Origin of the sequence: Motilibacter aurantiacus, from assembly GCF_011250645.1 — a bacterium.
Taxonomy (GTDB): domain Bacteria; phylum Actinomycetota; class Actinomycetes; order Motilibacterales; family Motilibacteraceae; genus Motilibacter_A; species Motilibacter_A aurantiacus.
In genome coordinates this window covers 45,530-68,839 of record NZ_JAANNO010000003.1, presented here as the reverse complement: position 1 = coordinate 68,839, position 23,310 = coordinate 45,530, and the positions used below count along the sequence as shown (strand labels likewise).

Genomic DNA, 23,310 nt, shown 5'->3' with positions numbered 1-23,310 from the left:
ATGCGCGGGCTCGGCAGGATCTTCTCGCGAGGGTCGCGGAAGCCGGTCGCCCAGCGCTCAGCGACCTCCGAGGACGAGCGCCACCTGCGCGAGTTCGCCGCCTCGCGCACCGGGGTGGAGGCGTACGTCGAGCCGCCCACCGCTGTCACGACCACGACCGTCGTCTACGTCGCCAACACCGGGGAGTGGACGCGGCGCCGGGTCCGGGACGCGCACGCGGCCCACGCGCTGGCGAACGCGCTCGGGATCCCGAGCTACGACGCGTCAGTGGTCGGCTACCCCCAGCGGATGCGGGCGTGGAACGCCCGCAAGGCCGCCGAGGAGAAGACGCGCCGCACCGGCACGGTCTGAGCGGCCGCACCCGCCCGGGCAGGGCCGCCCCGTGGCTCAGCCCTTGCGCAGCGTCCCGGCCGCCAGGTCCTCCGCGAGGGCGACGAGCGTGCGGACGCTCGCGCCGGTGCCCCCCTTGGGGGTGTAGCCGAACGGCTCGCCCTCGTTGAACGCCGGCCCGGCGATGTCCAGGTGCGCCCACGGCACGCCCTCGGCCACGAACTCCTTGAGGAAGAGCCCGGCCACGAGCATGCCGCCGTAGCGGTCACCCATGTTGGCGATGTCGGCGACCTGGGAGTCCATGCTCTTGCGCAGCTCCTCGGGGAGCGGCATCGGCCAGACGTTCTCGCCGACGCGGGCAGCGGCGGCCTGCACCGACTCGCGCAGCGCCTCGTCGTTGGACATGACCGCCGCGGTGCGAGAGCCGAGCGCGACCATCTGCGCCCCGGTGAGCGTCGCGGTGTCGACGAGCACGTCGGGCTTCTCCTCGCAGGCCGCGACGATCGCGTCGGCGAGGACGAGGCGGCCCTCGGCGTCGGTGTTGAGCACCTCGACGGTGCGGCCGCCGTACATCGTGAGCACGTCCGAGGGCCGGATCGCCGAGCCGGAGGGCATGTTCTCCGCGAGCGGCATCCAGGCCGTCACCCGGACCGGGAGCCCGAGCCGCGCGACCGCCACCACGGCGGCGAGGACGGCGGCGGCGCCGCCCATGTCGCACTTCATCGTCTCCATCGACGCCGGCGGCTTGAGGGACAGGCCGCCGGAGTCGAACGTGATGCCCTTGCCGACGACCGCCAGATGGGGCCCGCCCGCGTCGGGGGCGTAGCTCAGCTTGACCAGCCGGGGCGGCCGCGCCGATCCCTGGCCGACGCCGAGGATGCCCCCGAAGCCGCGGCGCTTGAGCGACCGCTCGTCGAGCACCTCGACCGTGATCGGCAGGCCCTCGGCGGCGGAGGCCGCGGCCTCGGCGAGGGCCTTGGGCGGCAGGTCCGAGGGCGGGGTGTTGACGAGGTCGCGGCAGAGCGCCACCGACTCGGCCAGGGCGCGGGCCCGGTCCGCCGCGTCCCGGGCCGCGCGCTCGCGGGCTGCGGGCGTGACGAGCGTGAAGGACTCCGCCGGTGCCTTGTGCTGGTCGGCCGAGGTGTTGCGGTAGCGGGTGAAGGAGTACGCCCCGAGCAGCGCGCCCTCGGCCACCGCCGCCGCGGCCGCCGCGTCGGGCGCGGGCAGGGCGAGCGCCACCCGCCGCGTGCCGGCCAGTGCCCGCGCCGCCCCGCCCGCCGCTCGCCGCAGCGTCTCGGCCGCGTACGTCGTGGCCTCCCCGCGCCGGCGGGCCGGCGCCGGGCCGAGGCCGACGGCGAGGACGACCGGAGCGGTCACCCCGTCGCCCCCGGGCACCTTGACGGCCTCTCCCGTCGCGCCGGTCGCGCCGAGCGCGGACAGCGTCCGGGCGAGCCGGCCGCCGAGGGCCTTGTCGACCTCCTCGGCGCCTTCTGCGAGCACCGGGCCGCGCGGCCCCTGCAGCGTGGCGACGACCACGGCGTCGACCCGCAGGCCCGCGGGGGAGGAGCTGGTCAGCGTGAGCTCGGGCACGGTCCGTCCTAACTGCAGGTGTCGCGACTCCGCCCGGGGAACGGGCCGCGGCCGGAGGGGCGCTCCGGGTCGTGATCGTTCCCGACGGATCGGCCCCGAGGGGCCTGAAGCGCTCGATGCTAGCGTCCGGCCCCATGGCCGATGCCGCTGCCGCCCCCCTCCGTCCCGCTCTGTACGACCGGCACGTCGCGCTCGGGGCCAAGCTCGCCCCGTTCGGCGGCTGGGAGATGCCGCTGCAGTACGCCGGGGTGGTCCGCGAGCACACCGCGGTCCGCGAGCGGGTGGGCGCGTTCGACGTCAGCCACCTGGGGACCGTCCTGGTCCGCGGCGCCTCCGCCGCCTCGTACGTCAACTCCACGCTCACCAACGACCTGGGCCGCATCGCGCCGGGCATGGCGCAGTACACGCTGTGCTGCACCGAGGACGGCGGCGTGGTCGACGACCTCATCGTCTACCTGCGCGACGAGGACGACCTGCTGCTCGTGCCCAACGCCTCCAACGTCGCGGAGGTCGCCCGGCGGCTCGCGGCCGGCGCCCCCGCGGGGGTGACGGTGGAGGACGTCTCCGGGTCCTACGCGGTCCTGGCCGTGCAGGGGCCGCGCAGTGACGCCGCTCTCGAAGCCGTGTCGCTACCGGCCGGCCACCCGTACATGTCCTTCGTGGAGACCGCGCGCGACGGCATGCCGGTCACGGTCTGCCGCACCGGCTACACCGGGGAGCGCGGCTACGAGCTGGTCCTGCCGGCCTCGGCCGCGGGGCCGCTCTGGGACGCGCTGCTCGCGGCCGGCGCCGAGCCGTGCGGGCTCGGCGCGCGGGACACCCTGCGGCTGGAGATGGGCTACCCGCTGCACGGGCAGGACCTGTCGCTGGAGATCAGCCCCGTCCAGGCCAGGGCCTCGTGGGCGGTCGGCTGGGCCAAGCCGGCCTTCTGGGGCCGCGAGGCCCTGCTGGCCGAGCGGGCGTCCGGCCCGCACCGCGTGCTGCACGGGATCGAGGCGCTCGACCGGGGAATCCCGCGCCGGGGCATGACGGTGCAGGGCGCCGACGGGGCGCGGGTCGGGGAGGTCACCAGCGGGACGTTCTCCCCGACCCGGGGGGTGGGGATCGGCCTGGCGCTGCTCGACCCGGGGGTCGAGGTCGGCAGCGAGGTCGCGCTCGACGTGCGGGGGCGCATCTCGCGGGCCCGTGTGGTGCGGCCCCCGTTCGTCGCCTCCTCGGTGCGCTGAGCCTCAGGTCAACAAGGGCGACAGCTCGCGAGCGGTGCGGGCGGCGGCCGCGACGTCGCGCGGGTCGAGCGAGCGGATCTGCTCGGGCACGCCGGTCAGCGCCACGGCCGCGACGAGCCGGCCGGCGGAGCTGCGCACGGGCAGTGCGAGGCACGCCCGCATCGGGCGCAGCTCCCCGATCTGGTACGCCCTGTCCGCGCGCCCGACGCCCGTGAGCTCGGCGTCCAGGTCGGCCGGCGAGACCAGCGTCTGCGGCGTCAGCCTGCGCAGCGGTGCCTCACCGAGGGAACGGCGCCAGTCCCCGGACTCGGCGAGCAGCAGCTTGCCGAACGCCGAGGCGTGCAGGTGCCGGGCGAACGCGTCGGCGGGGGGAGGCGGCTGGGCCGGGTCGGGGTCGACGAGCGCCGGGACGCCGCCGGCGTAGGACGCCAGGTGGACGCCCGTCCGGGCACGGGACCGCAGGTCCTCGACCAGCCGGCGGGCGGCCACGGGCACGTGCACGAGCGCGACCAGCCCTGCCAGGTGCGCGACCTTGTGCCCCAGCGTGAAGCCGCGGGCGCCGGGCTGTCGTTCGACGTACTGCAGCGCGACGAGCAGGTTGAGCAGCCGGTACGTGGTGGCGGGCGACATGCCCAGCGCGCCCGCGACCTGCTTGGCCGTCACGCCGGGGCCGGCGCGGGCGACCTCCTCGAGCAGCGCGAACGCGTTGCGCACCGCATGGGACTGGCGCCCGGGAAGCCCGCCCGGGGCAGCGGCTGCCGGCGCGGGCGCAGCCCACGTCCCGCTCGGTCCAGGCGTCACCGCTCCCCCCTTCACGACGCGGCCGGCGGGAGGCCGGCCCCCGGGCCCAGACGATAGGAGTGCGGAGTTACCGCCTGGTTTCTCCGGAACGTCGTCTCGGGGTCGCCGGTGGTCGCCGGCCAGGGGGTGGGGCTGCCCGTCGACCCGGAAGGGCCGGCGCTTTCTCCATTCGCGACGCCGTGTCGTTGCGGAGACCTTCACGGTCGGGAAACCCAGCGCGCGCCGTCAGCGCCCAGAGTTCTCGTCGCCGACCGGGGGTGGAGGCCGGGCCGCCTCAGAGCCGCCCGGGCCCCCGGGACGCATTCTGCGAACCTGACGAGGAGGCCCGTGTGGAGACAGAGGACGAGGCGGCGGCGGGGTCCGACCCGCCGCGCGGAGGACGGGCGACCGGGAGGCCTTCCGTGCGTACCGTGCTCGGGCGCGCCGCGGCGGTGGCCGGCGCCGTCGGCGTGATCTTCGCGATCGCCATCCCGCTCGGCGCGAACAGCTCGACGTTGGCTCCCGCCCCGGCCGCCGACCCGTCGGCCGGCGGCGCGGGGGTCGCAGCGGGCGTCGCAGCGGGCACGTCGCCGGCCGCGGGTGGAGGCGAGGCGGCGGCCGAGGACACCGTGCCGGTGGCCGGCACTCCCGCGCCGCGCGGCGCCGGCACGGGGCGCGACCCGGTGACCATCGACGAGGCCGCGAAGGCCCGGGAGATCGCGCTGGACCCGGCCTTCGTGGCGACGGGCACCGGCGTCTCCGGCGAGCCCGGGCCGGAGTACCTCTCGTTCGAGCTCGAGGACCCGTTGCCGGGCGAGGTGGCCAAGGACGCCCCGCGGCGGGCGGCGGTCTACTTCTACGACTACTCCGACGACACGCTCGTCAAGCGCGTCGTGAACCTGACGACGGGCCAGGTCGAGCGGACCGCCGCGGCCCCGCAGATGCAGCCCCCGGCTTCCGTGGAGGAGACGGCCGTCGCGTTCGACCTCTTCCTCGCCGCGCCCGAGAGCGCGGGCTTCCGGACGGCTTACCAGAAGCTGACGGGGGCGGAGTTCGTGTCGCCCGACCAGATCGTCACGAACGGCATGACGTACGTCGCGAGCCCCGGCGACGTCGGGGCGCCGACGTGCGGGCAGCACCGTTGCCTGCAGTTCATCACGCAACTGCCGGACGACGGCCCCTTCATCGACATCACCGGGTTCGTCGTCAACCTGTCCACCAAGACCGTCGCTCAGCTCTCATGAACCGGAGGATCCCGCGAATGCTCGGCAGGACAACGACTGCGGGCGTCGGGGCGGCGGTAGCAGTACTCGTCGCCTCGACCCTGACCGCTTCCACCGCGGAGGCCAGCAAGGAGAAGGACCGCGCCGCCTACTGCGGGAGCAACGGGCTGGTCAACGAGAAACTGCACAACGGCACTCGCTGGACGATGTGCTGGCGGGTCGATGCCAAGACCGGCCTCGTGCTGGAGAGGATCGCGGTGCAGGCGCCGGGGGAGGGCGCGCCGACGACCCTCATCGACCAGGCGGCGCTCGCACAGCTCAACGTCCCCTACGACTCCGGCGCCAACGAGTGGAACGACATCACGTCGTACGGCTTCGGCGACCGCTACATGCAGCCCATGACCAAGGCCGAGTGCCCCGGCGGCAAGGTCTACGGGCAGTGGCTGGGCACCGGCGAGGACACCAAGATGGTCCTCTGCGTCTCGGAGGAGGAATCCGGCTTCGCCTATCGCGCGAAGACGGGGAACACCACGGGCACCGGCCCGCTCTACAGCAAGCAGGGCCACGACCTGGTCCTGCGCACGATCTCGAAGATCGACTGGTACGAGTACGTCACCGAGTGGCGCTTCGCCGACGACGGCACCATCAGCACCGCGCTCGGAGCGACGGGTGACCTCGCGCCCTCGGACTACACGACCGCCGACCACGGGTGGCCGATCGGCACCAACCTCGCCGACTTCTCCACGAACCACTACCACTCCGCGTTCTGGAAGATCAACTGGAACATCGGCGGGGCCGGCAACGAGACCGTGGAGCAGTACGACACCGCGCCGACGGGCGAGGTCGGGCGGCGGGCGGCCATCCTCAAGACCACCAGGACGGACATCCCCGTGGAGGGGTCGTTCACCACGGCGAACCGCCGGTGGTGGCGCGTCGTGAGCCCGACGACCAACACGGACGGCCACAAGCGGTCCTACGAGCTCGAGCTCGGGGCGAACGACGCGTACGAGGTGCACCCGGAGACGACACCTGACGTGTCGTTCACGCAATATCGTGCGTGCGAGAAGTTCGCGAGCTTCAACCAGGACCCGGAGTGCATCGGCACGTCGCTGCCCGAGTACGTCAACGGGGAGACGATGACCGACCCGGTGATGTGGGTGCGGGTGGGCTTCCACCACATCCCGCGCGACGAGGACCAGAGCCCGATGCCGTTCCACTGGCAGGGCTTCGACCTGGTGCCGCGCGACTTCACCGCGCAGAACATGCTCACGCCGGACCAGCGGCGCTACGTCAACGGCCGCGTCGGGCGGCCGACGTCCTGAGCGCACCCCCGGCCGGGCCCGCCCCCTGGCGGGCCCGGCCGTCCGGTCGCAGCCCGTCCCCCCAGCAAGGAGCACGCACCCCATGAGAGCTTCCGGGCTCCTGGCGCTCGTCGCGGCCGTCGCCGCGGCGCTGATCGGCACGACGGCCCTGCGCGGCGGGCCGGGTAGGGACGTCTCGGCCGCGCAGCCGGTGGCGGCGAGCGCCGGCCCGGCGGCCGCCCAGCCCGTGGTGCGGCCCAAGCCGCCGAACGCGGCCGACGTCGTGTTCGCGCAGATGATGGTCCCGCACCACCAGCAAGCGGTGCGGATGAGCAGGCTGCTGCTGGCCAAGGACGGGGTCCACGACCGGGCCCGCGCCATCGCGGAGTACATCGCCCGCGACCAGGCCCGCGAGGCCTCGGACATGCGCGCCTGGCTGACGGCGTGGGGAAAGCCGCTCGCACCGGGCCCGGGCCCGGCCCACGGCGCGCACGGATCGAGGTGGTCACGGGACCTCGCCGCGATGCCCGGGATGCTCACGCCGGCCCAGCTGCGCCGGCTCGACGGGGCCGTGGGGGCGCCGGCCACCGAGCTGTTCCTGCGGCAGATGATCGAGCACCACCTGGGTGCGCTCGACATGGCCCGCCAGGTCGTGGCCGAGGGCGACAACGTCTACACGCGCAAGATCGCCAAGCACATCCTGGCCGAGCAGGCCGGGGAGAACGCGGCGATGGCGAGGCTCATCGACGAGCTGTGAGGCCGGCTGGGCCGTCCGGGCGACGTCGCTGCGGCACGCGGCCCGACGCCTCAGCACCGCGGCCCGGCCGCCGATGGGCTCCCCGACGGGCAGGGGGCGCCGTCGGGAGCCGGGGAGGGGACGGCTCCCGTCGCGCCCTGCCCGGGGGATGGTCGGGGGGCCAGTGCCCCGCACCGGCCCGCCGGGCCGGTGCGGGGCGCCCCTCAGCGCAGCGGCCCGTCCCAGGGCACGGGCGGCGCCCCCGCCATCTGGGAGAGCAGCTGCTCGATGCTCCAGTCGCGCAGCCGGCGCAACGGCTCCGGGGTCTGCATGATGAGGAGGTCGTTGCGGCCGGCGTACGCGTCCAGCGCCTCCAGCGTGTCCCGGAACTCGACGAGGACCTCCTCCGTGCCCTCCGGCATCGGGTACTCGAGGTCGACCGTCTCCTCGCCGCGGCGCAGTGCGGCCAGGCGGTCGCGGTCCGCGCGCTCGCTGACGGTCGGGAAGCGGCTCGCGACGTGCTCGGCGAGGCGCACGAGCCGCTCGGGTGCCGATCCCTCGCCGCGGGAGGCGGCCTCGCTGAGCAGGACGCACTCGCGGAGCAGGGCATCGAGCTGCTCGCGTTGCTGCAGCCAGAGCGCGACGGGGTAGCGCAGCAGCAGCGCCACCCGGCCCGCGGGCCGCGCGGGCACCGCGGGGACGTCCTGCAGGTCGTCGTCGCCCCACATGGCCAGCAGGCCGGCCTCGTCGTCGGCCGCCGCGGGTGGCGGGTCCGCCGACAGCTCGCACCACACGACCTTCCCGCTCTCCGCGCACTGGTCCGCGCCCCAGTCGACCGCCAGCACGTTGACCAGGTCCAGCCCACGTCCGGTCGTGGCCCGCTCGCTGTGCAGCACCTGGCGGGGGAGCGCGGCGGAGAAGTCGCGGACCTGCAGCAGGGCACGGCCGGGCGCGACGCGTACGGAGGCCTCGAAGTCGGTCCGGGCGTGCAGCACGGCGTTGGTCGCGAGCTCGGACATGCAGAGCTCGGCGACGTCGACCGCCTCGGGGAGCCACTCGCTCAGGCAGCTGCGCAGGAAGGCCCGGGCCGCCGGCACCGACGCGGCGTCGGGCGGCAGCCGGACGACTCGCTCGCTCGTGGAAACGGTGGGCCTCCGCTGGGACAGGTCCTACGCACTCACGGTGTGCAATCTCTCATATCCGCTGCGTGCACATCTACACCGTGCGTTCGGGTGGCCGGCACTCAGCGGGAGCCCAGCGCCAGCACCGCCAGCGACACCGCCGTCGAGGTCTCGACCAGGGCACCGAGCACGTCGCCCGTGACGCCGCCGAAGCGGCGCCGGCACCGGGCGAGCAGGGCCAGCCCCGCGAGCAGCCCGCCGGCGGCCGCGCTCGCGCCTCGCGCGCCGAGCAGCACACCGCCGAGCCCGACGGCAGCGGCCGCCACGAGGAGGGCGCCGGCCACCGGGACGGTTCCGGCGACCGTCGCGCCGAGGCCGCCGGCCCGGGCGGAGGGCACTCCGCGACGGCAGGCCAGGGTGACCGCCGCCCTCCCGGTCACCGCGGCGACGACCACAGCGGTCGTCGGGGCCGCGGCCAGTGCGGCCGCGTCGGCGAGCAGCACGAGCACGAGCGTGACCACGCCGAACGGCCCGATGTCCGATCGCTTCATCACCTCGAGCGCGCCGGGGGCGGGACGGCCCGACCCGAGCCCGTCAGCTGTGTCCGCGAGCCCGTCGAGGTGCAGGCCCCGGGTGAGCCCGGCGAGCGCCGCCAGCGCCGCGGCCGCGCCGAGCAGCGGGGGCCCGTCCAGGGCGTCGACGGCCAGGAGCGCGAGCGCGGCCACGCCTCCCAGGCCCGCGCCGACGAGCGGGCCGAGCAGCATGGCGCCGGACGCCACGGCGGCGTCGACCCGCCGGGGGGCCGGGACGCGCACGACGCTGAAGGTCCCGACCGCGAGCCGGAGCGCGTCGCCGGCGGTGCTCACCGCCGGCCCCGGCGCCGGGGCAGCACGGTCAGGGAGCCGCGGGCTCGTGCGAGCCGCCCAGCTCCGACAGGGTCGCCATCTCCGAGCAGGCCGCGACGGCCGCCTGCAGGACCGGCAGCGCGAGCAGGGCGCCCGTGCCCTCGCCGAGCCGGAGGCCGAGGTCGAGGACGGGCTCGAGGGCCAGCTGCTGCAGGGCGATCGACTGGGCGGGCTCGGTCGACCGGTGCCCGGCGAGCCACCACAGCGAGGCCGTGGGCGCGACCCGGTGGGCGAGCACCGCACAGGTCGAGGGGATGATCCCGTCGAGCACCACCGGCGTCCGGCGGATCGCCGCCTGCACGAGGAACCCGGTCGTCGCGGCGAGGTCGGGGCCGCCGATCGCCGCGAGCAGTGCGATCGGGTCGCCGAGGTGCGGGCGCCCGCGCCGCATGGCGTCGCGGATCGCCGCGCACTTGCGCATCCAGCCCCGGTCGTCCACCCCGGTGCCGCGCCCGCAGACCGAGGCCGCGTCGTTGCCGGTCAGCACGCCGACGAGGGCGGAGGCCGCGGTGGTGTTGGCGATGCCCATGTCCCCGGCGATCAGCAGGTCAGCGCCCGCGTCGACCTCCTCGTCGGCCACGGCCATGCCCACGCGCAGCGACGCCACCGCCTCCTCGCGGGTCATGGCGTCCTCGGTGTCGATGCGCCCCGTCCCGCGGCGGACCTTGTAGCGGGTGACGTCCTCGGGCAGGTCCGACGTGTCCGCGTCCACCGAGAGGTCCAGCACTCGCACCCCGGCGCCGGCCTGCCGAGCGAGGGCGTTGACCGCTGCCGTCCCGGCCAGGAACGCGCGGACCATGTGCCCCGTCACCTCCGCGGGGTACGCCGACACCCCGCCCGCCGCGATGCCGTGGTCGCCGGCGAAGACGACGACCCGCGGGCGCTCGAAGGGGCGCGGCGGGCAGGCGGCCTGCACGCCGGCGGCCCACACGGAGAGGTCCTCGAGCTGGCCGAGCGCCCCCACGGGCTTGGCCAGCTCGGCCTGGCGCTGCCGCGTCTCCTGCCGGAAGCCCTCGTCCGGGTGCTCCACCCGGCCGCCGAGCAGGTGCAGCTCCTCGACCGTGAGCGTGACCGCACCGGCCGGGGGCAGCTGAGCGTCGGTGGGCCCGACCGCCGCTTCGGCGCCGGCCCCGGAGCGGTACGCCGCGTCCTCGCGCGGCGCCGGAGGCGGGGGCGCCTCCCCGGGCTGGTCGGCCCGCCGGGCGTTGTCGGGCGCGTCCGGGTCGCTCGGCGCGTCGGTCGGGCGGTCGGACGGTCCGTCGGGCGGCAAGGAGCTCACAGGCAGGCGACCCTACCGGCCACCACCAGCAGGGCCTGCTCGCTCTGCGCGGCGATAGCGGCGTTCAGCCGGCCCAGCTCGTCCCGGAAGAGCCGCCCGCTGGGCGTCGCCGGCACGACGCCGCTGCCGACCTCGTTGCTCACGGCGACGGCCCGGCGCCGGGTGCCGCGCCAGGCGGCCACCAGCGCCTCCTGCCGCTCGCGCACGGCCGGCAGCGCGGCCCGCGGGTCGTCCCAGGCCCTGCACTCGTCGAGCACGGTTGTGAGCCACAGCGCCAGGCAGTCCACGAGCAGGGGCGGTCCCTCCGCGGCGAGCAGCGGCACGAGGTCGCGGGTCTCCAGCGTCCGCCAGTGGGCGGGCCGGCGCTGCCGGTGCAGCTGGACGCGGGCGTCCCACTCGGGGTCGTCCGGCCGGCCGGGCGCGGTCGCGACGTACGTCACCTCCGGCTCGGCCGCCAGCAGCCCCTCGGCCACGGCGGACTTGCCGGAGCGGGCGCCACCGAGCACGAGGGTGCGCCGGGGGGTGAGGGGGCGGCTCGGCTGCCCGACCAGGTCGAGGGCGTGCCCGTCCGGCACCGCGCGCACGCCCACGGCGGCCAGCTCGCGCGGCAGCTGGTCAGGGCGGTGCCGGTGCGAGAGGCCGACCGCGACCACGTCGGTCGCCGGCCCGACCGCACCGCAGCGCCGCAGCCACGCCAGAGCGGCGGGGTCGGCGTCCCCGAGCAGCACCAGCGCGTACGGGCCGGCGGGGGCGGGCACGGGGCCGGGCGCCGTGACGAGCAGCAGGCGTGGGCCGTCCAGCGGGCCGGCCTCCCAGGCGCCGGGGGCCGTCCGGCGTACGCACACGCCGTCGACCACCGCGTGCTCGCCGACCCCGAGCGCCGGGTCGGGCAGCCGGGCCGCGCCGACGCGTACGTCCCACGGCGCCCGCGGATCGGCGGCCGCGAGCGCACAGGACGCGCAGGGGCAGCCCGGCTCCGGCCAGCCCGCCACCGCTCCGGTCCCGAGCAGCCGGGCCAGCGGGCGGGGGACGGGCATGAGGGGAACGCTAGCCGCCGGTCACGGGGGCCGGCAGCCGTCGGGGCCCGCTCTGCCGGCACCCGGCACCGCAGGAGCCATCGCGACCGAATCGTTGTCGTCGAGGCCTTGACCGACGACGCGGTGCTGGCCACAGTCGGGGCTGCGCTTGTGAGCGCTAACACCGACGCCGCCCCTCGAGGAGACAGATGCAACGCCGCATGCTGCGCCACCCCGGCAGCCCGCCACGGCCACCCCGTATGGCCCGGCCCCTCGTGGGCCTGCTCTCGCTCGCGCTGGCGCTGGGGACCGCCGGCGCGGTCACCGCACCTGCCGCGCAGGCCGCCGAGGTCGCGCCCGGCCTCGTCCTGCACTACCCGCTGCAAGGGGACACCGGCACGGTCGCCGAGGACGCGTCCGGCAACGGCCGCGACGGCGTGCTCAACGGGACCGCGCTCGAGGCGCCGGGCCAGGGCCTCGCCTTCAACGGGACCAACACGTACGTCCGCATGCCCGACAACATCCTCGCCGGCCTGGACTCGATCACGGTCACCGCGGACGTCTACGTCAACCCGGCGCAGGCGACGCCGTACTTCATCTACGGCATGGGCAACACGAGCGGGTCGACCGGGAACGGCTACCTGTTCACCACGGGGAACGACTACCGGTCCGCGATCGCGACCGGCAACTGGTCCACCGAGCAGAACATCCGCCCGGCCGCGTCGTACAACCTCAGCCGCGGCGTGTGGAAGTCCATCGCCGTCACCATCGGCGGCGGCGTCGGCGTCGTCTACGAGAACGGTGTCGAGGTCGGGCGCAACAACGCCGTGACCATCCGCCCCTCCCAGATCGGCAACGGCGTCACCACCGCGAACTACGTCGGCCGCTCGGTCTACACCGGTGACCGGCTCTTCAACGGGCGCATCCGCGACTTCCGCATCTACGACCGGGCTCTCGCCGCCGACGAGGTGAACGAGCTCGCGGCCACCGTGATCTCCGGCGTCGTGGCCGTCGACAAGGCGGCGCTCACCCTGGGCGACACCTCCGCGGTCACCGGCAGCCTCACGCTGCCGACGACGGGGGCGGGCGGCTCGACGATCTCCTGGGCCAGCTCGAACCCGTCGCTCGTCTCGCCCGCGGGTGTCGTCACGCGCCCCGCGTACGGCTCCCCGCCGGGCACGGCGACGCTGACCGCGACCCTGTCCTACCGCGGCATCAGCGACACGAGGACGTTCGAGGTCACGGTGCTCGCGCAGTCGAGCGACGCCGAGCTGGCGGCGCAGGCAGCCGCCGCGCTCGCGGTCCCGAACGCGGACGACGTGCGCGGCAACGTCACGCTGCCGACGACGAGCCGGGGTGCCACCGTGTCCTGGGCATCGAGCGACCCCGCGGTCGTCACCGCCACCGGCGAGGTGGCCCGGCAGGCGGCCGACACCCAGGTGACGCTGACCGCCACGGTGACCTACGGGGCGCAGACCACGACCCGCACGCTGCCGCTGCGCGTCCGGGCCAAGGCGGCTCTCGCGCCGTACGCCGGCTACGCCTTCGCGTACTTCACCGGCGACAGCATCACCGGGGAGAAGATCTACATGGCCGCCAGCCGCGGCAACAACGCGCTGGCCTGGGACGAGCTCAACGGCGGGCAGCCGGTGCTGACGTCCACCCAGGGCACGAAGGGCCTGCGCGACCCGTTCGTCATCCGCTCGCCGGAGGGCGACAAGTTCTACCTCATCGCGACCGACCTCTCGATCGGCAGCGGGACGAGCTGGGACGCCTCGCAGCGCCAGGGCAGCCGCTACATCGAGGTGTGGGAGTCGACCGACCTCAAGACCTGGTCCGACCAGCGCCACGTGCTGGTCTCGCCGGAGACCGCGGGCAACACGTGGGCGCCGGAGGCCTACTACGACGAGAGCCTCGGCTCGTACGTCGTCTTCTGGGCCTCCAAGCTGTACGCCGCGAACGACCCCGGCCACACGGGCAACACCTACAACCGCATGCTGTACGCCACCACCCGCGACTTCGTGACGTTCAGCGAGCCGAAGATCTGGCAGGACCGCGGCGAGTCCCGCATCGACTCCACCGTCATCCGGGAGAGCGGCACGTACTACCGCTTCACCAAGGACGAAGGCGGCGGCGGCACCGGGTGCTCCGACATCATCCAGGAGAAGTCGACGTCGCTGACCGCGGTCGACCTTCCGGGACAGCCGGCGTGGGCGATGCAGGATTCGTGCATCGGGCGCGACGCCGGCACCGCGGCCGTCGAGGGCCCCACTGTCTTCAAGGCGAACCCCGGGGACGTCAACGGCCAGAAGTACTACCTGTTCGTGGACGAGTACGGCCGCCGCGGCTACATCCCGCTGGCCAGCACGTCGCTCGAGACGCCCAACTGGGCGGTCCCGGCCAGCTACAAGCTGCCGGGCGCCCCTCGCCACGGCACGGTCGTCCCCGTGACGAAGGCCGAGCTCGACGGCCTGCGCGCCGGGCTGCCCACGGTGGAGCCCGTCCCGGCCAACGCGAAGGGCGAGATCCTGCGTTACTCGTTCGACCAAGCCAGCGGCTCGACCGTCACCGACAGCTCGGGCAACGCCAAGAACGGCACGATCGTCGGTGGCGGGACGTGGACCGGGGTGGGCTCGCTGCGGCTCGACGGCGTCGACGACTACGTCGACATCCCCGACAACCTGCTCGCGGGCGTCACGGACATCACCATCGAGGCCGACGTCAAGATCGACCCGACCCAGGCGACGCCGTACTTCGTCTACGGCTTCGGCAACACCGACTCCGCGGGTGCCGGCAGCGGCTACCTCTTCACCACCGGCGACAGCTACCGGGCGGCGATCGCCTCCGGCAACTGGACGACCGAGCAGGGCGTGACCGGCACCGGAGCGGTCGCCCGCGGGGTGTGGAAGCACCTGACGTACGTCCTGTCCGGCACCACCGCGACGCTCTACCTCGACGGCGTGCAGGTCGGGCGCAGCACCGACGTGACGCTCGACCCGGGCGACATCGGCAACGGCTACACGCTCGCCAACTACCTGGGCAAGTCCGTCTACAACGGCGACCGGACGCTCAAGGGGGAGGTCCGCGAGTTCGCGGTCTACAACCGGGCGCTCTCGGCGCAAGAGGTGATGACCGCTTCAGGGAACACTGCTGCCGTCGTCGACGTGACGCTCCCGGAGCTGAAGGCGCCTGCCATCGTCGACGCCGACGGCGGTGGCGTGACGCTCCCGGTCAAGCCCGGCACGGACGTCACCACGCTGGCGCCCACGCTGGTCACGTCCGCCGGGGCCACGGTGTCGCCGGAGAACGGCTCCGTCCGAGACCTCACCAGCCCGGTCACCTACACGGTCACGGGCACGGACGGGAAGGTGCGGGCCTGGACGGTGCGGGCGGTGCAGATGCGCACCCCGGTGCTGCCGGGCCTCTACGCCGACCCGAACATCGCGGTCTTCGGCGACACGTTCTACATCTACGCCACCACGGACGGCACGCCCGGCTGGGGCGGCAAGGACTTCTACGTGTGGAAGTCCAAGAACCTGGTCGACTGGGAGCGCTCGGAGAAGCCCTTCCTGACGCTGGACGGGGTGAACGGGAACGTTCCCTGGGCGACCGGCAACGCGTGGGCGCCGACGATCATCGAGCGCGGCGGGAAGTACTACTTCTACTTCTCCGGCCACAACCCGGCGGTCAACCGCAAGACCATCGGCGTCGCCGTGGCCGACAGCCCGGAGGGGCCGTTCACGGCGCAGCCCACCGCGATGATCCTCAACAACGAGGCGGTGACGTCAGGCCAGGCCATCGACCCGGCCGCCTTCCGTGACCCCGCCACGGGCAAGTACTACCTGTTCTGGGGCAACGGCAGCCCGGTCTACGGCGAGCTCAGCGACGACATGCTCTCGGTCAAGCCGGGGACGTTCAAGCGCATCAACGGGCTGACCGACTTCCGGGAGGGCGCGTTCGTCAACTACCGCAACGGCACGTACCACCTGACGTACGCCATCGACGACACCGGGTCGCCGAACTACCGCGTCGGCTACGCCACCTCGACGAGCATCGACGGCCCGTGGACGTACCGCGGCGTTCTCCTCGAGAAGGACCCGTCGCAGGGCCTGCTCGGCACGGGGCACAGCTCCATCGTGCAGGTCCCCGGCACCGACGAGTGGTACATCGCCTACCACCGCTTCGCCATCCCGGGCGGTGACGGCACGCACCGCGAGACGACGATCGACCGGCTCCACTTCGGCGCTGACGGGCTGATGCAGAGGGTCGCGCCGACGCTTACCGGTGTCGACCCGGTCGTCGTGGACCTGACCGGCCCCGAGATCACGGCCGCGACGGCCGGCACCGCGGACGGGACCGACGGCTGGTTCCGGACTCCCGCTTCGGTCATCGTGACGGCGACCGACCCGCGCGGCGTCGCCTCGATCGAGTACTCCGTCGACGGCGGCACGACGTGGAAGGCCTACACCGCGCCGTTCTCCGTCGCCGACGGGACGACGACCGTCAAGGCGCGGGCCACCGACGGGCGGGGCAACGTCGGCACCGCGGCCGACCTGACGGTCCGCCAGGACACGCTCAGCCCGGTGGTGACGTTGACCGGCGGCGTGACGGGCGGGGGCGCGTACGGGCACTCGGCCCGTCCGACGGTGGCCTGGTCCGCCGCGGACGCCACGTCGGGAGTCGCCTCGACGAGCGCGACGCTCGACGGGAAGACGCTCTCGAACGGGGCGGCCGTCGACCTGTCGGCCCTCCCGCTCGGCGGTCACACGCTCGTCGTGCGGGCCACCGACCGGGCCGGTCACGTGCAGGAGCTCACCGTGACGTTCACGGTGACCACGTCCACCACGGACCTGGCGGCACTGGCGGACCGCTACCTCGCCTCAGGGGCCCTGTCGCAGGGTGCGCACACCAACCTGCGCAACCGGCTCGAGGGCGCGGTCGAGGCGCTGGCCGAGGGCAACAGGGCCAAGGCGGCGCGCTACCTGCAGCAGTACGTCGAGCACGCCGAGCGGCGCGTCGACGACCCGGCTGTGCGCAGCCTGCTGATCACGGATGCGCGGGCCCTGCTCGCGCAGCTCGGCGGCTGACGGCCGGGCGAGCAGGGGCGGCGGGCCCGCTGGTGCGCACCAGCGGGCCCGACTCCGCTCTGCGAGGCTGCGGGGATGGATCCTGGTGACGTCGAGGGGCGCTTGCGCTCGGCCCTGGCGGCCCAGCAGCTCGTCCGCCTCTGGCGGCCGCGCCTCGACAGCCACCATTTGCAGGGGTACGTGGCCGGCCTCGGCCGGCGCTGGGTGCTGCTCACCGTGCTGGGCCCGGGGTACGAGCCCGACGGCTGGACCGCGGTGCGGCGCAAGGACGTCATCCGGGTCCGGAAGGCCCCGGCGAGCGAGCTCGTCCGCCGCTCGCTCGAGCTGCGCGCGATGTGGCCGCCACCGCGTCCCGCCCAGCCGGTCGACCTGGACTCCCGCCGGCGGCTGCTCGCCACGGCCGCAATGGCGTACCCGCTCGTGACCATCGCGCCGGAGAAGCGGTGGCGGGACGTCGTCTACATCGGCCGCCCACGGCGCATCACCCGCGACGGCCTGCACCTGCAGCAGGTGGGCCCGGACGGGGTCTGGGACACCGAGCCGACCGTCCACCCGCTCCGGCACATCACGGCTGTGCAGTTCGGCGGGGCGTACGAGAACGTGCTCCTGCTCGTCGCGGGGCCGGCGCCGTCGTGACGCACCGCGCGCGGTCAGCGCGGGCCGGAGGGCTCGGGAAAGGCCTGCCGGGGCGGGAAGGCATGCTCGGTCGGGCCGTGCGCGCGCAGGTGCTGCAGCCGCTGCGCCGCCTCCGGCATCCTCGGGCGGTGGCCCGCGGGCACCCACCACAGCACGCTCGCCGGCTCCGGGTGACGGGCGAACCACGAACGGCGCTGCCGCAGCGCCTCCAGGTGCAGCCCCGAGTGCACGAACTCGGCCAGGCTCTCCAGGGACTCCCACACGGACAGGTTGACCACCAGGCCGGCGCTGCCGGCGAGGTCGAACGCGAACGGGTGGGTGCGCATCCCAGGCGGGACCGTCACGTGGGTGCGCCACACGAAGCCGGGGGCGGCGGCGCCGGCTCGCTCGACCGGCCCGGACGCCTCGACGAAGCCGGCGAGCTGCGGGGATGACGTGGGGGCGACCAGCCGCGAGACGTTGACCTGGGCGAGGTGCACGAGTCGATTGTCCCGCGGCAGAGCGCGCGGGCGCGCGCTCCGGGGGACGGGCGGGGTGCCGTCCGGCAGCCGGCGTGGGTAGGGTCCGGCCATGCCGTGGAGCTGGCGCTACGAGCGCGCGGACGGGTCCGAGGTCACGGGGGCCACGCTGCCCGGATCGGGCTTCCCGACCCAGTCGGACGCGGAGTCCTGGATTGGCGAGGAGTGGCGGGCGCTGCTCGCCGAGGGGGTGGAGCAGGTCACGCTGCTCGAGGACGACACCCAGGTCTACGGCCCCATGAGCCTGCGCCCCTCGGGCGGCGGCATGTAGCCGCCCGAGGGGGCGCTCGGGCTGCTACGGCCGCGGGTTCGGGCTCTGGGTGAGCTCGGGGTCGGTGGCGGCGACGTCGCCGAGGATCGTGTCGATCTCCGCCTTGAGGTCGGCGTCGAGCCTGACCCCGGCGGCCTTGACGTTGCTCTCGACCTGCTCGGGCCGCGAGGCGCCGATGATCGCGGCGGCCACGTTGTCGTTCTGCAGGACCCAGGCCACCGCGAGCGCGGCCATCGACAGGCCCGCCTGGTCGGCGAGAGGGGCCAGCTGCTGGACCTTCTCGAGCACGTCGTCGCGCATCCAGCGCGAGATGAACTGGGCGCCGCCGCCCTTCTGGTCGGTGGCCCGCGAGCCCGCCGGCGGCTCGGCGCCCGGCTTGTACTTCCCGGTCAGGACGCCCTGGCCGATGGGGGAGAAGACGATCTGGCTGATGCCGAGCTCGCGGCAGGCGGGCTCGACCTCGGCCTCGATCACGCGGTACAGCGCGGAGTACTGCGGCTGGTTCGACACGAGGTGCACGCCGAGCTCGTCGGCGAGCGCCTTGCCCGCGCGGATCTGCTCGGCGTTCCACTCCGAGACACCGATGTAGAGCGCCTTGCCGGCCCGGACGACGTCCGCGAACGCCCGCATCGTCTCCTCGAGCGGCGTCTCGTAGTCGTAGCGGTGGGCCTGGTAGAGGTCGACGTAGTCGGTCCCGAGCCGCCGCAGCGACGCGTCGATCGACTCCATGACGTGCTTGCGGGACAGGCCGCGGTCGTTCGCGCCGTCACCCATGGGCCAGTAGACCTTGGTGAAGATCTCCAGGCCCGAGCGGCGCTCGCCCTCGAGGGCCGCGCCCAGGACCTGCTCGGCCCGGCCTCTGGCATAGACGTCGGCGGTGTCGAACGTGGTGATCCCGGCGTCGAGGGCCGCCCGGATGCACGCGGTCGCGGCGTCGTCCTCGACCTGCCCGCCGTGGGTGATCCAATTGCCGTAGGCGATCTCGCTGATCTTCAGGCCGCTGCGGCCGAGGGAACGGAACTCCATGTCCCGACGATAGGAGCCGCGCACCCCTCCGGCAGCGCCAGGGCGTCAGACCTTGGTGCCGCGCTGCACCTGCGGGGCGGGCAGGCGGAGCCTGCGCAGCTGCAGGGCGCGCAGCACGGCGTACGCCACGGCGCCCTTGCGCTGCTCGTCGGGAAAGCGCTCGGGCAGGATCCGGCGCAGTCGGACGCTCGTGATGAAGGCGTCGAGGATGATGCCGATGAACATCAGGAACATGACGTAGATCGACGCGGCCTGGATCGCGGTCACCGGCACGAACGACAGCACGACCACGACGACCGCCACCGGCAGGAACAGCTCGGCGAGGTTCCACCGGGAGTCCACCCAGTCGCGGACGAACCTGCGGACCGGGCCCTTGTCGCGGGCGGGCAGGGCGCGCTCGTCGCCGCGGCGCAGCGCCTCGACCCGCTGCTGGCGCTCCTGGCGGGCGCGCTCGCGCTGGAGGCGGACGGCTTCCTTGCGGTCCTTGGGCGGGCGTACGGCCTGGCGGCGCTGCTTCTCGGCCTCCGCACGCTTGGGCGTGGGCCGCCCCTTGCCGCCGGCCCTGCCGCCGTCGGGCACCTCCTCCGAGGCCCCGGGCACGGGAACCTTGACGAGCGTGTCGTCAGCGGTGGACGAGGAGCTACGGCGCCGGATCACCCTGCTTAGGGTAGACGCTCGCCTGACGGGGGAGGGGCAGCACGGAGCACGGTGCCCCGACGGCGGGCACAGGATCAACGGCACCAGCGGCCGGAGTGGAGCAGGCATGTCGATCATGAAGCGGATGTCGATGATCTTCAGGGCCAAGGCGAACAACGCCCTGGACCGCGCGGAGGACCCGCGCGAGACCCTCGACTACTCCTACCAGCGGCAGCTGGAGCTGCTGCAGAAGGTGCGCCGGGGCGTCGCTGACGTCGCGACCTCGCGCAAGCGGCTCGAGCTGCAGCTCGCGCAGCTGCAGCAGCAGGCGGACAAGCTCGAGGGGCAGGGGCGCCAGGCACTGGGCGCCGGACGCGAGGACCTCGCTCGCGAGGCGCTCACCCGCCGCTCGGGGCTGCAGCAGCAGATCGCCGACCTGCAGGCGCAGCACGCGCAGCTGCAGGCCGAGGAGGAGAAGCTCACGCTCGCCTCGCAGCGGCTGCAGGCCAAGGTCGAGGCGTTCCGCACGAAGAAGGAGACGATCAAGGCCACCTACACGGCGGCCGAGGCCCAGACCCGGATCGGTGAGGCCTTCTCCGGCATCAGCGAGGAGATGGGCGACGTCGGGCTGGCGATCCAGCGCGCGGAGGACAAGACCCAGTCCCTGCAGGCGCGCTCGGGCGCGATCGACGAGCTGCTGGCCTCCGGCGCGCTCGACGACCCCACGGGCACGTCCAAGGACGACATCACCGCCGAGCTGGACCGCATCTCCAGCACCGGTGACGTGGAGCTGGAGCTGCAGCGGCTCAAGGGCGAGCTCGGCTCGGCCCCGGCGCCGCAGGCCATCGAGGGGTCGACCGCTCCCGGCGGCTCCGCCGTCGGGCAGGTCAACGTGCAGAAGGAGGGCCAGGCGTGATCGTCCGCATTCTCGGCGAGGGGCAGTACCACGTCCCCGACAACGAGGTCGACGCCCTCAACGCGCTGGACGACGCGGTCGAGAAGGCCGTGACGATGGCGGACGAGCCGACGTTCCGCAACGCCCTGGCCGCGTTGCTCGGCCACGTGCGCGCGCAGGGCACGCCGCTGCCTGCCGAGGAGCTGGTGCCTTCGGACGCCGTCCTGCCGGCCGAGGACGCCTCGGTCGAGCAGGTCAAGGAGCTGCTCACCGACGAGGGCATGATCCCCGGATGACGCGTGCCGCCACCGCGCCGACCGGTGCCGGGGGGACGCCCGCGTGAAGTCCCGCTACGCCCCGGACCGCGGGCTGGTCGGGCGCATGGTGCTCACCGTCGTGCTGCTCGGCCTGCTGTACGTCGTCGTCATGGCGGTGCTCATCGGGCTCGGCCTGCCCTGGCCGCTCGTGCTGCTGCTCGGCGGTGTCGGGCTGTTCGTGCAGTGGTGGTTCAGCGACCGGCTGGCCCTGGCGTCGATGCGGGCGGTGGAGGTGTCCCCGGCGCAGGCCCCCGAGCTGCACGCGGTCATCGACCGGCTCTGCGCGCTCGCGGACATGCCGAAGCCGCGCGTGGCCATCGCCGACACCGACATCCCCAACGCCTTCGCGACCGGGCGGTCGCCGAAGCGGGCGGTCGTCTGCGCGACCACGGGCATCCTGCGCCGGCTCGACGAGCGTGAGCTCGAGGGAGTGCTCTCGCACGAGCTGAGCCACGTCGCGCACCGGGACGTGACCGTCATGACGGTGTCGTCGTTCGTGTCGGTGGTGGCGGGCCTGCTCATGCGCTCGTTCCTCTTCGGGGGCGTGGCCCCGCGGCGCGGCAACGACCGGGACAACGCGGCGGCGGTCGTCCTGCTGGTCGTCGTCGCGAGCGTGGCGGTCTACGCGGTCAGCTTCCTGCTGATCCGAGCGCTCTCGCGCTACCGCGAGCTCGCCGCGGACCGGGCGGGCGCCCTGCTCACGGGCCAGCCCAGCGCGCTGGCCAGCGCGCTGGTCAAGGTGTCCGGGGACATGGCCCGCATCCCGACACGAGACCTGCGCCAGGCCGAGGCGTACAACGCCTTCTTCTTCGCCCCGGCGCTGGCGGGCGGGTTCAGCATCTCCTCGCTGTTCTCCACCCACCCCTCCCTGGACACGCGGCTCGACCGGCTCTCGCGCATCTCCGGCGAGCTCGGGCGGGCCGGCTGATGGGGCTGCTCGACCGGCTGCTGGGGCGGGCGCAGCCACCGCCTCCCAGCCTCGACGAGCTCTTCGCCCTGCCGGACGCGGCGCTGACGCTGGAGACCTCGCTCGGGCTCAGGCCCACCGGGGTCGGGTCGGTCTGCTTCCGGGCCGCCGAGGGGGCGGCGTTCGCCCAGCTGGAGACCGACGTGCAGGCGTTGCTCGACGCCGACGGCGGGCCGAACGTGGAGCGGTCGCTCGACGGGTACGGCTTCACCTGGCTCACCTGTCGCCACGACCCGGGGGACATGGCCGGCCTGGTGACCGCTCTGCACGCCGTCAACGCGAGCCTCGAGGCGCAGGGTTTCGGCCCGGCCCTGCTCTGCTCCCTGGTGGCCTTCAGCGGCACGCAGGACCAACGGCTGTCCCTCGTCTACCTCTACAAGCGCGGCACGTTCTACCCCTTCGCCCCGACCGGCCACGAGCAGCGCGACAACGCCCTGGAGCTGCAGGCCCGCGGCGCGCTGACCGACCTGCGCGTCGAGCCGGACCTGGCGCGGTGGTTCCCGGTGTGGGGCGCGCCGGGGCTCTGAGGCAGCCACCCGGCCGGGGGCTGCCTCAGGCCCGCGCCCGGGCGGCCCGCAGGTCGTACATCGCCCGGTCCGCGCGGGCCAGGACGTCGGCCGGGGAGTCGGACGGGTGGCCGAGCGCCACCCCGACGGACGCCGAGAGCCGGAGCTCGCCGCCCTCGTGGCCGATGGGCTCGGCCACCGCCTGGGCCAGCCGCCCGGCGAGCGCGAGCGCCTGCTCCTCGGTGACGTCCACCGCGAGCACGGCGAACTCGTCCCCGCCGATGCGGCTGGCCGTGTCCACGGCGCGCAGCTCCGCCGACAGCCGCGAGGCGACCTCGCAGAGGGCGATGTCCCCGGTCGCGTGCCCGTGCCGGTCGTTGACCGCCTTGAACCCGTCGAGGTCGAGGTAGAGGACCGCCACGTGCGAGCCGCTGCGCTCCAGCGCTGCCACCGCCTGGGCGAGCCGGTCGTCGAGGAGCCGGCGGTTGGCCAGCCCGGTCAGCGGGTCGTGCAGGGCCAGGTGGGTCAGGTGCTCCTGGGCCGCCTGCAGGTCGGTCATGTCGTCCACGACCATCACGATGTGCTGGGTGCCGCTGCGCTCGACGAGCCGTGAGTTCACCATCACGCGGACAGCGGCGCCGTGGCCGGTGAGGAGCCGGCAGCGCAGCCGGCTGGTGCTCCCGCCCTCGTTCAACGAGGCGCAGGCGGCGTGCGCGGCCGACGCGTCCTCCGGGTGCGTGATCTCGAACAACGACGTGCCGACCAGCGAGCCGGTCGAGCGGCCGAGGAGGTCGGACAGGGCGTCGTTGGCCTCGAGCACCACCCCCTGCGGGGTGCAGATCACCATCGCGCTAGGCGCGTCCTCGAACGCCTGGTGCGCAGCACGCGTGCCAGTCCCCATCGTCGCCTTCCCCGAGCCCGGCCGCTGTGCCGAAGATCGAGGG

22 protein-coding genes are annotated in these 23,310 nt (G+C 74.3%); 12 read left to right on the top strand and 10 right to left on the bottom strand.

Translation table 11 applies throughout. The annotated features are described in order from the left end of the window. Positions 1–351, top strand: coding sequence for a hypothetical protein (locus G9H72_RS06600; RefSeq protein WP_166169180.1), 351 nt, complete (start codon positions 1–3; stop codon positions 349–351). A gap of 36 nt (positions 352–387) precedes the next feature. Here the strand turns inward: G9H72_RS06600 and G9H72_RS06595 are convergent, their stop codons facing one another. Beyond that, positions 388–1,920, bottom strand: coding sequence for a leucyl aminopeptidase (locus tag G9H72_RS06595; RefSeq protein ID WP_166169178.1), 1,533 nt, complete (start codon positions 1,918–1,920; stop codon positions 388–390). 134 nt (positions 1,921–2,054) lie between these two features. Between G9H72_RS06595 and gcvT the strand changes: the two genes are divergently transcribed. Further along, a complete protein-coding gene (gene gcvT, locus G9H72_RS06590) occupies positions 2,055–3,146 on the top strand; it encodes a glycine cleavage system aminomethyltransferase GcvT (RefSeq protein WP_231126570.1) in 1,092 nt (363 codons plus the stop codon). A 3-nt stretch (positions 3,147–3,149) separates the two neighbouring features. On the opposite strand, the gene G9H72_RS06585 is transcribed toward gcvT, so the two are convergent. Further along, positions 3,150–3,947 (bottom strand): IclR family transcriptional regulator, encoded by a 798-nt coding sequence (locus tag G9H72_RS06585; protein ID WP_166169174.1) that lies wholly within the window; start codon positions 3,945–3,947, stop codon positions 3,150–3,152. Positions 3,948–4,348: 401 nt separating this feature from the next. Here G9H72_RS06585 and G9H72_RS06580 point away from each other — a divergent pair, with 401 nt between their 5' ends. From G9H72_RS06580 to G9H72_RS06570, 3 genes are all read left to right on the top strand, one after another. After that, positions 4,349–5,170 carry a Tat pathway signal sequence domain protein gene (locus G9H72_RS06580; protein WP_166169172.1) on the top strand — a complete coding sequence of 274 codons (822 nt, stop codon included), beginning with the start codon at positions 4,349–4,351 and terminating at the stop codon, positions 5,168–5,170. A gap of 17 nt (positions 5,171–5,187) precedes the next feature. Beyond that, positions 5,188–6,471, top strand: coding sequence for a copper amine oxidase (locus tag G9H72_RS06575; protein ID WP_166169170.1), 1,284 nt, complete (start codon positions 5,188–5,190; stop codon positions 6,469–6,471). A gap of 82 nt (positions 6,472–6,553) precedes the next feature. After that, the gene (locus G9H72_RS06570; RefSeq protein WP_166169168.1) at positions 6,554–7,207 is read left to right on the top strand and encodes a DUF305 domain-containing protein; all 654 of its coding nucleotides are present in this window, start codon (positions 6,554–6,556) and stop codon (positions 7,205–7,207) included. A 203-nt stretch (positions 7,208–7,410) separates the two neighbouring features. Here G9H72_RS06570 and G9H72_RS06565 read toward each other — a convergent pair whose 3' ends face one another. The 4 genes from G9H72_RS06565 to G9H72_RS06550 form a co-directional block, all read right to left on the bottom strand. Next, the gene (locus tag G9H72_RS06565) at positions 7,411–8,304 is read right to left on the bottom strand and encodes an ATP-binding protein (protein WP_331272109.1); all 894 of its coding nucleotides are present in this window, start codon (positions 8,302–8,304) and stop codon (positions 7,411–7,413) included. Positions 8,305–8,429: 125 nt separating this feature from the next. Beyond that, a complete protein-coding gene (locus tag G9H72_RS06560; protein ID WP_166169164.1) occupies positions 8,430–9,173 on the bottom strand; it encodes an adenosylcobinamide-GDP ribazoletransferase in 744 nt (247 codons plus the stop codon). 28 nt (positions 9,174–9,201) lie between these two features. Further along, positions 9,202–10,263 (bottom strand): nicotinate-nucleotide--dimethylbenzimidazole phosphoribosyltransferase, encoded by a 1,062-nt coding sequence (gene cobT / locus G9H72_RS06555; protein WP_166169880.1) that lies wholly within the window; start codon positions 10,261–10,263, stop codon positions 9,202–9,204. A gap of 224 nt (positions 10,264–10,487) precedes the next feature. Then, positions 10,488–11,528, bottom strand: a complete 1,041-nt coding sequence (locus tag G9H72_RS06550; RefSeq protein ID WP_166169162.1) for a bifunctional adenosylcobinamide kinase/adenosylcobinamide-phosphate guanylyltransferase — start codon at positions 11,526–11,528, stop codon at positions 10,488–10,490. A 239-nt stretch (positions 11,529–11,767) separates the two neighbouring features. On the opposite strand from G9H72_RS06550, the gene G9H72_RS06545 reads away from it, so the two are divergent. After that, on the top strand, positions 11,768–16,594 hold the full coding sequence (locus tag G9H72_RS06545; protein ID WP_166169161.1) for a family 43 glycosylhydrolase: 4,827 nt from the start codon (positions 11,768–11,770) through the stop codon (positions 16,592–16,594). Positions 16,595–16,669: 75 nt separating this feature from the next. After that, positions 16,670–17,230 carry a hypothetical protein gene (locus G9H72_RS06540; protein WP_166169159.1) on the top strand — a complete coding sequence of 187 codons (561 nt, stop codon included), beginning with the start codon at positions 16,670–16,672 and terminating at the stop codon, positions 17,228–17,230. A gap of 14 nt (positions 17,231–17,244) precedes the next feature. Here the strand turns inward: G9H72_RS06540 and G9H72_RS06535 are convergent, their stop codons facing one another. Further along, on the bottom strand, positions 17,245–17,709 hold the full coding sequence (locus G9H72_RS06535; protein WP_331272048.1) for a DUF3291 domain-containing protein: 465 nt from the start codon (positions 17,707–17,709) through the stop codon (positions 17,245–17,247). 91 nt (positions 17,710–17,800) lie between these two features. On the opposite strand from G9H72_RS06535, the gene G9H72_RS06530 reads away from it, so the two are divergent. Then, positions 17,801–18,019, top strand: a complete 219-nt coding sequence (locus G9H72_RS06530; RefSeq protein ID WP_166169155.1) for a hypothetical protein — start codon at positions 17,801–17,803, stop codon at positions 18,017–18,019. A gap of 24 nt (positions 18,020–18,043) precedes the next feature. Here G9H72_RS06530 and G9H72_RS06525 read toward each other — a convergent pair whose 3' ends face one another. Both G9H72_RS06525 and G9H72_RS06520 read right to left on the bottom strand, forming a co-directional pair. Continuing rightward, positions 18,044–19,045 carry an aldo/keto reductase family protein gene (locus G9H72_RS06525; RefSeq protein WP_166169154.1) on the bottom strand — a complete coding sequence of 334 codons (1,002 nt, stop codon included), beginning with the start codon at positions 19,043–19,045 and terminating at the stop codon, positions 18,044–18,046. Positions 19,046–19,090: 45 nt separating this feature from the next. After that, complete coding sequence (locus tag G9H72_RS06520) at positions 19,091–19,702, bottom strand: DUF3043 domain-containing protein (RefSeq protein ID WP_331272047.1); 612 nt, start codon at positions 19,700–19,702, stop codon at positions 19,091–19,093. Positions 19,703–19,817: 115 nt separating this feature from the next. On the opposite strand from G9H72_RS06520, the gene G9H72_RS06515 reads away from it, so the two are divergent. From G9H72_RS06515 to pspAB, 4 genes are all read left to right on the top strand, one after another. Beyond that, the gene (locus tag G9H72_RS06515; RefSeq protein ID WP_166169878.1) at positions 19,818–20,597 is read left to right on the top strand and encodes a PspA/IM30 family protein; all 780 of its coding nucleotides are present in this window, start codon (positions 19,818–19,820) and stop codon (positions 20,595–20,597) included. Beyond that, the gene (gene pspAA / locus G9H72_RS06510; RefSeq protein WP_166169150.1) at positions 20,594–20,872 is read left to right on the top strand and encodes a PspA-associated protein PspAA; all 279 of its coding nucleotides are present in this window, start codon (positions 20,594–20,596) and stop codon (positions 20,870–20,872) included. The genes G9H72_RS06515 and pspAA overlap by 4 nt, the downstream gene beginning before the upstream one ends. 85 nt (positions 20,873–20,957) lie before the next feature. Then, on the top strand, positions 20,958–21,821 hold the full coding sequence (gene htpX, locus G9H72_RS06505; protein ID WP_196790906.1) for a zinc metalloprotease HtpX: 864 nt from the start codon (positions 20,958–20,960) through the stop codon (positions 21,819–21,821). Beyond that, positions 21,821–22,387, top strand: coding sequence for a PspA-associated protein PspAB (gene pspAB / locus G9H72_RS06500; protein WP_166169146.1), 567 nt, complete (start codon positions 21,821–21,823; stop codon positions 22,385–22,387). Before htpX ends, pspAB begins: the two co-directional genes overlap by 1 nt. Positions 22,388–22,412: 25 nt before the next feature. On the opposite strand, the gene G9H72_RS06495 is transcribed toward pspAB, so the two are convergent. After that, on the bottom strand, positions 22,413–23,267 hold the full coding sequence (locus G9H72_RS06495) for a GGDEF domain-containing protein (protein ID WP_166169144.1): 855 nt from the start codon (positions 23,265–23,267) through the stop codon (positions 22,413–22,415). Positions 23,268–23,310: the final 43 nt, after the last annotated feature.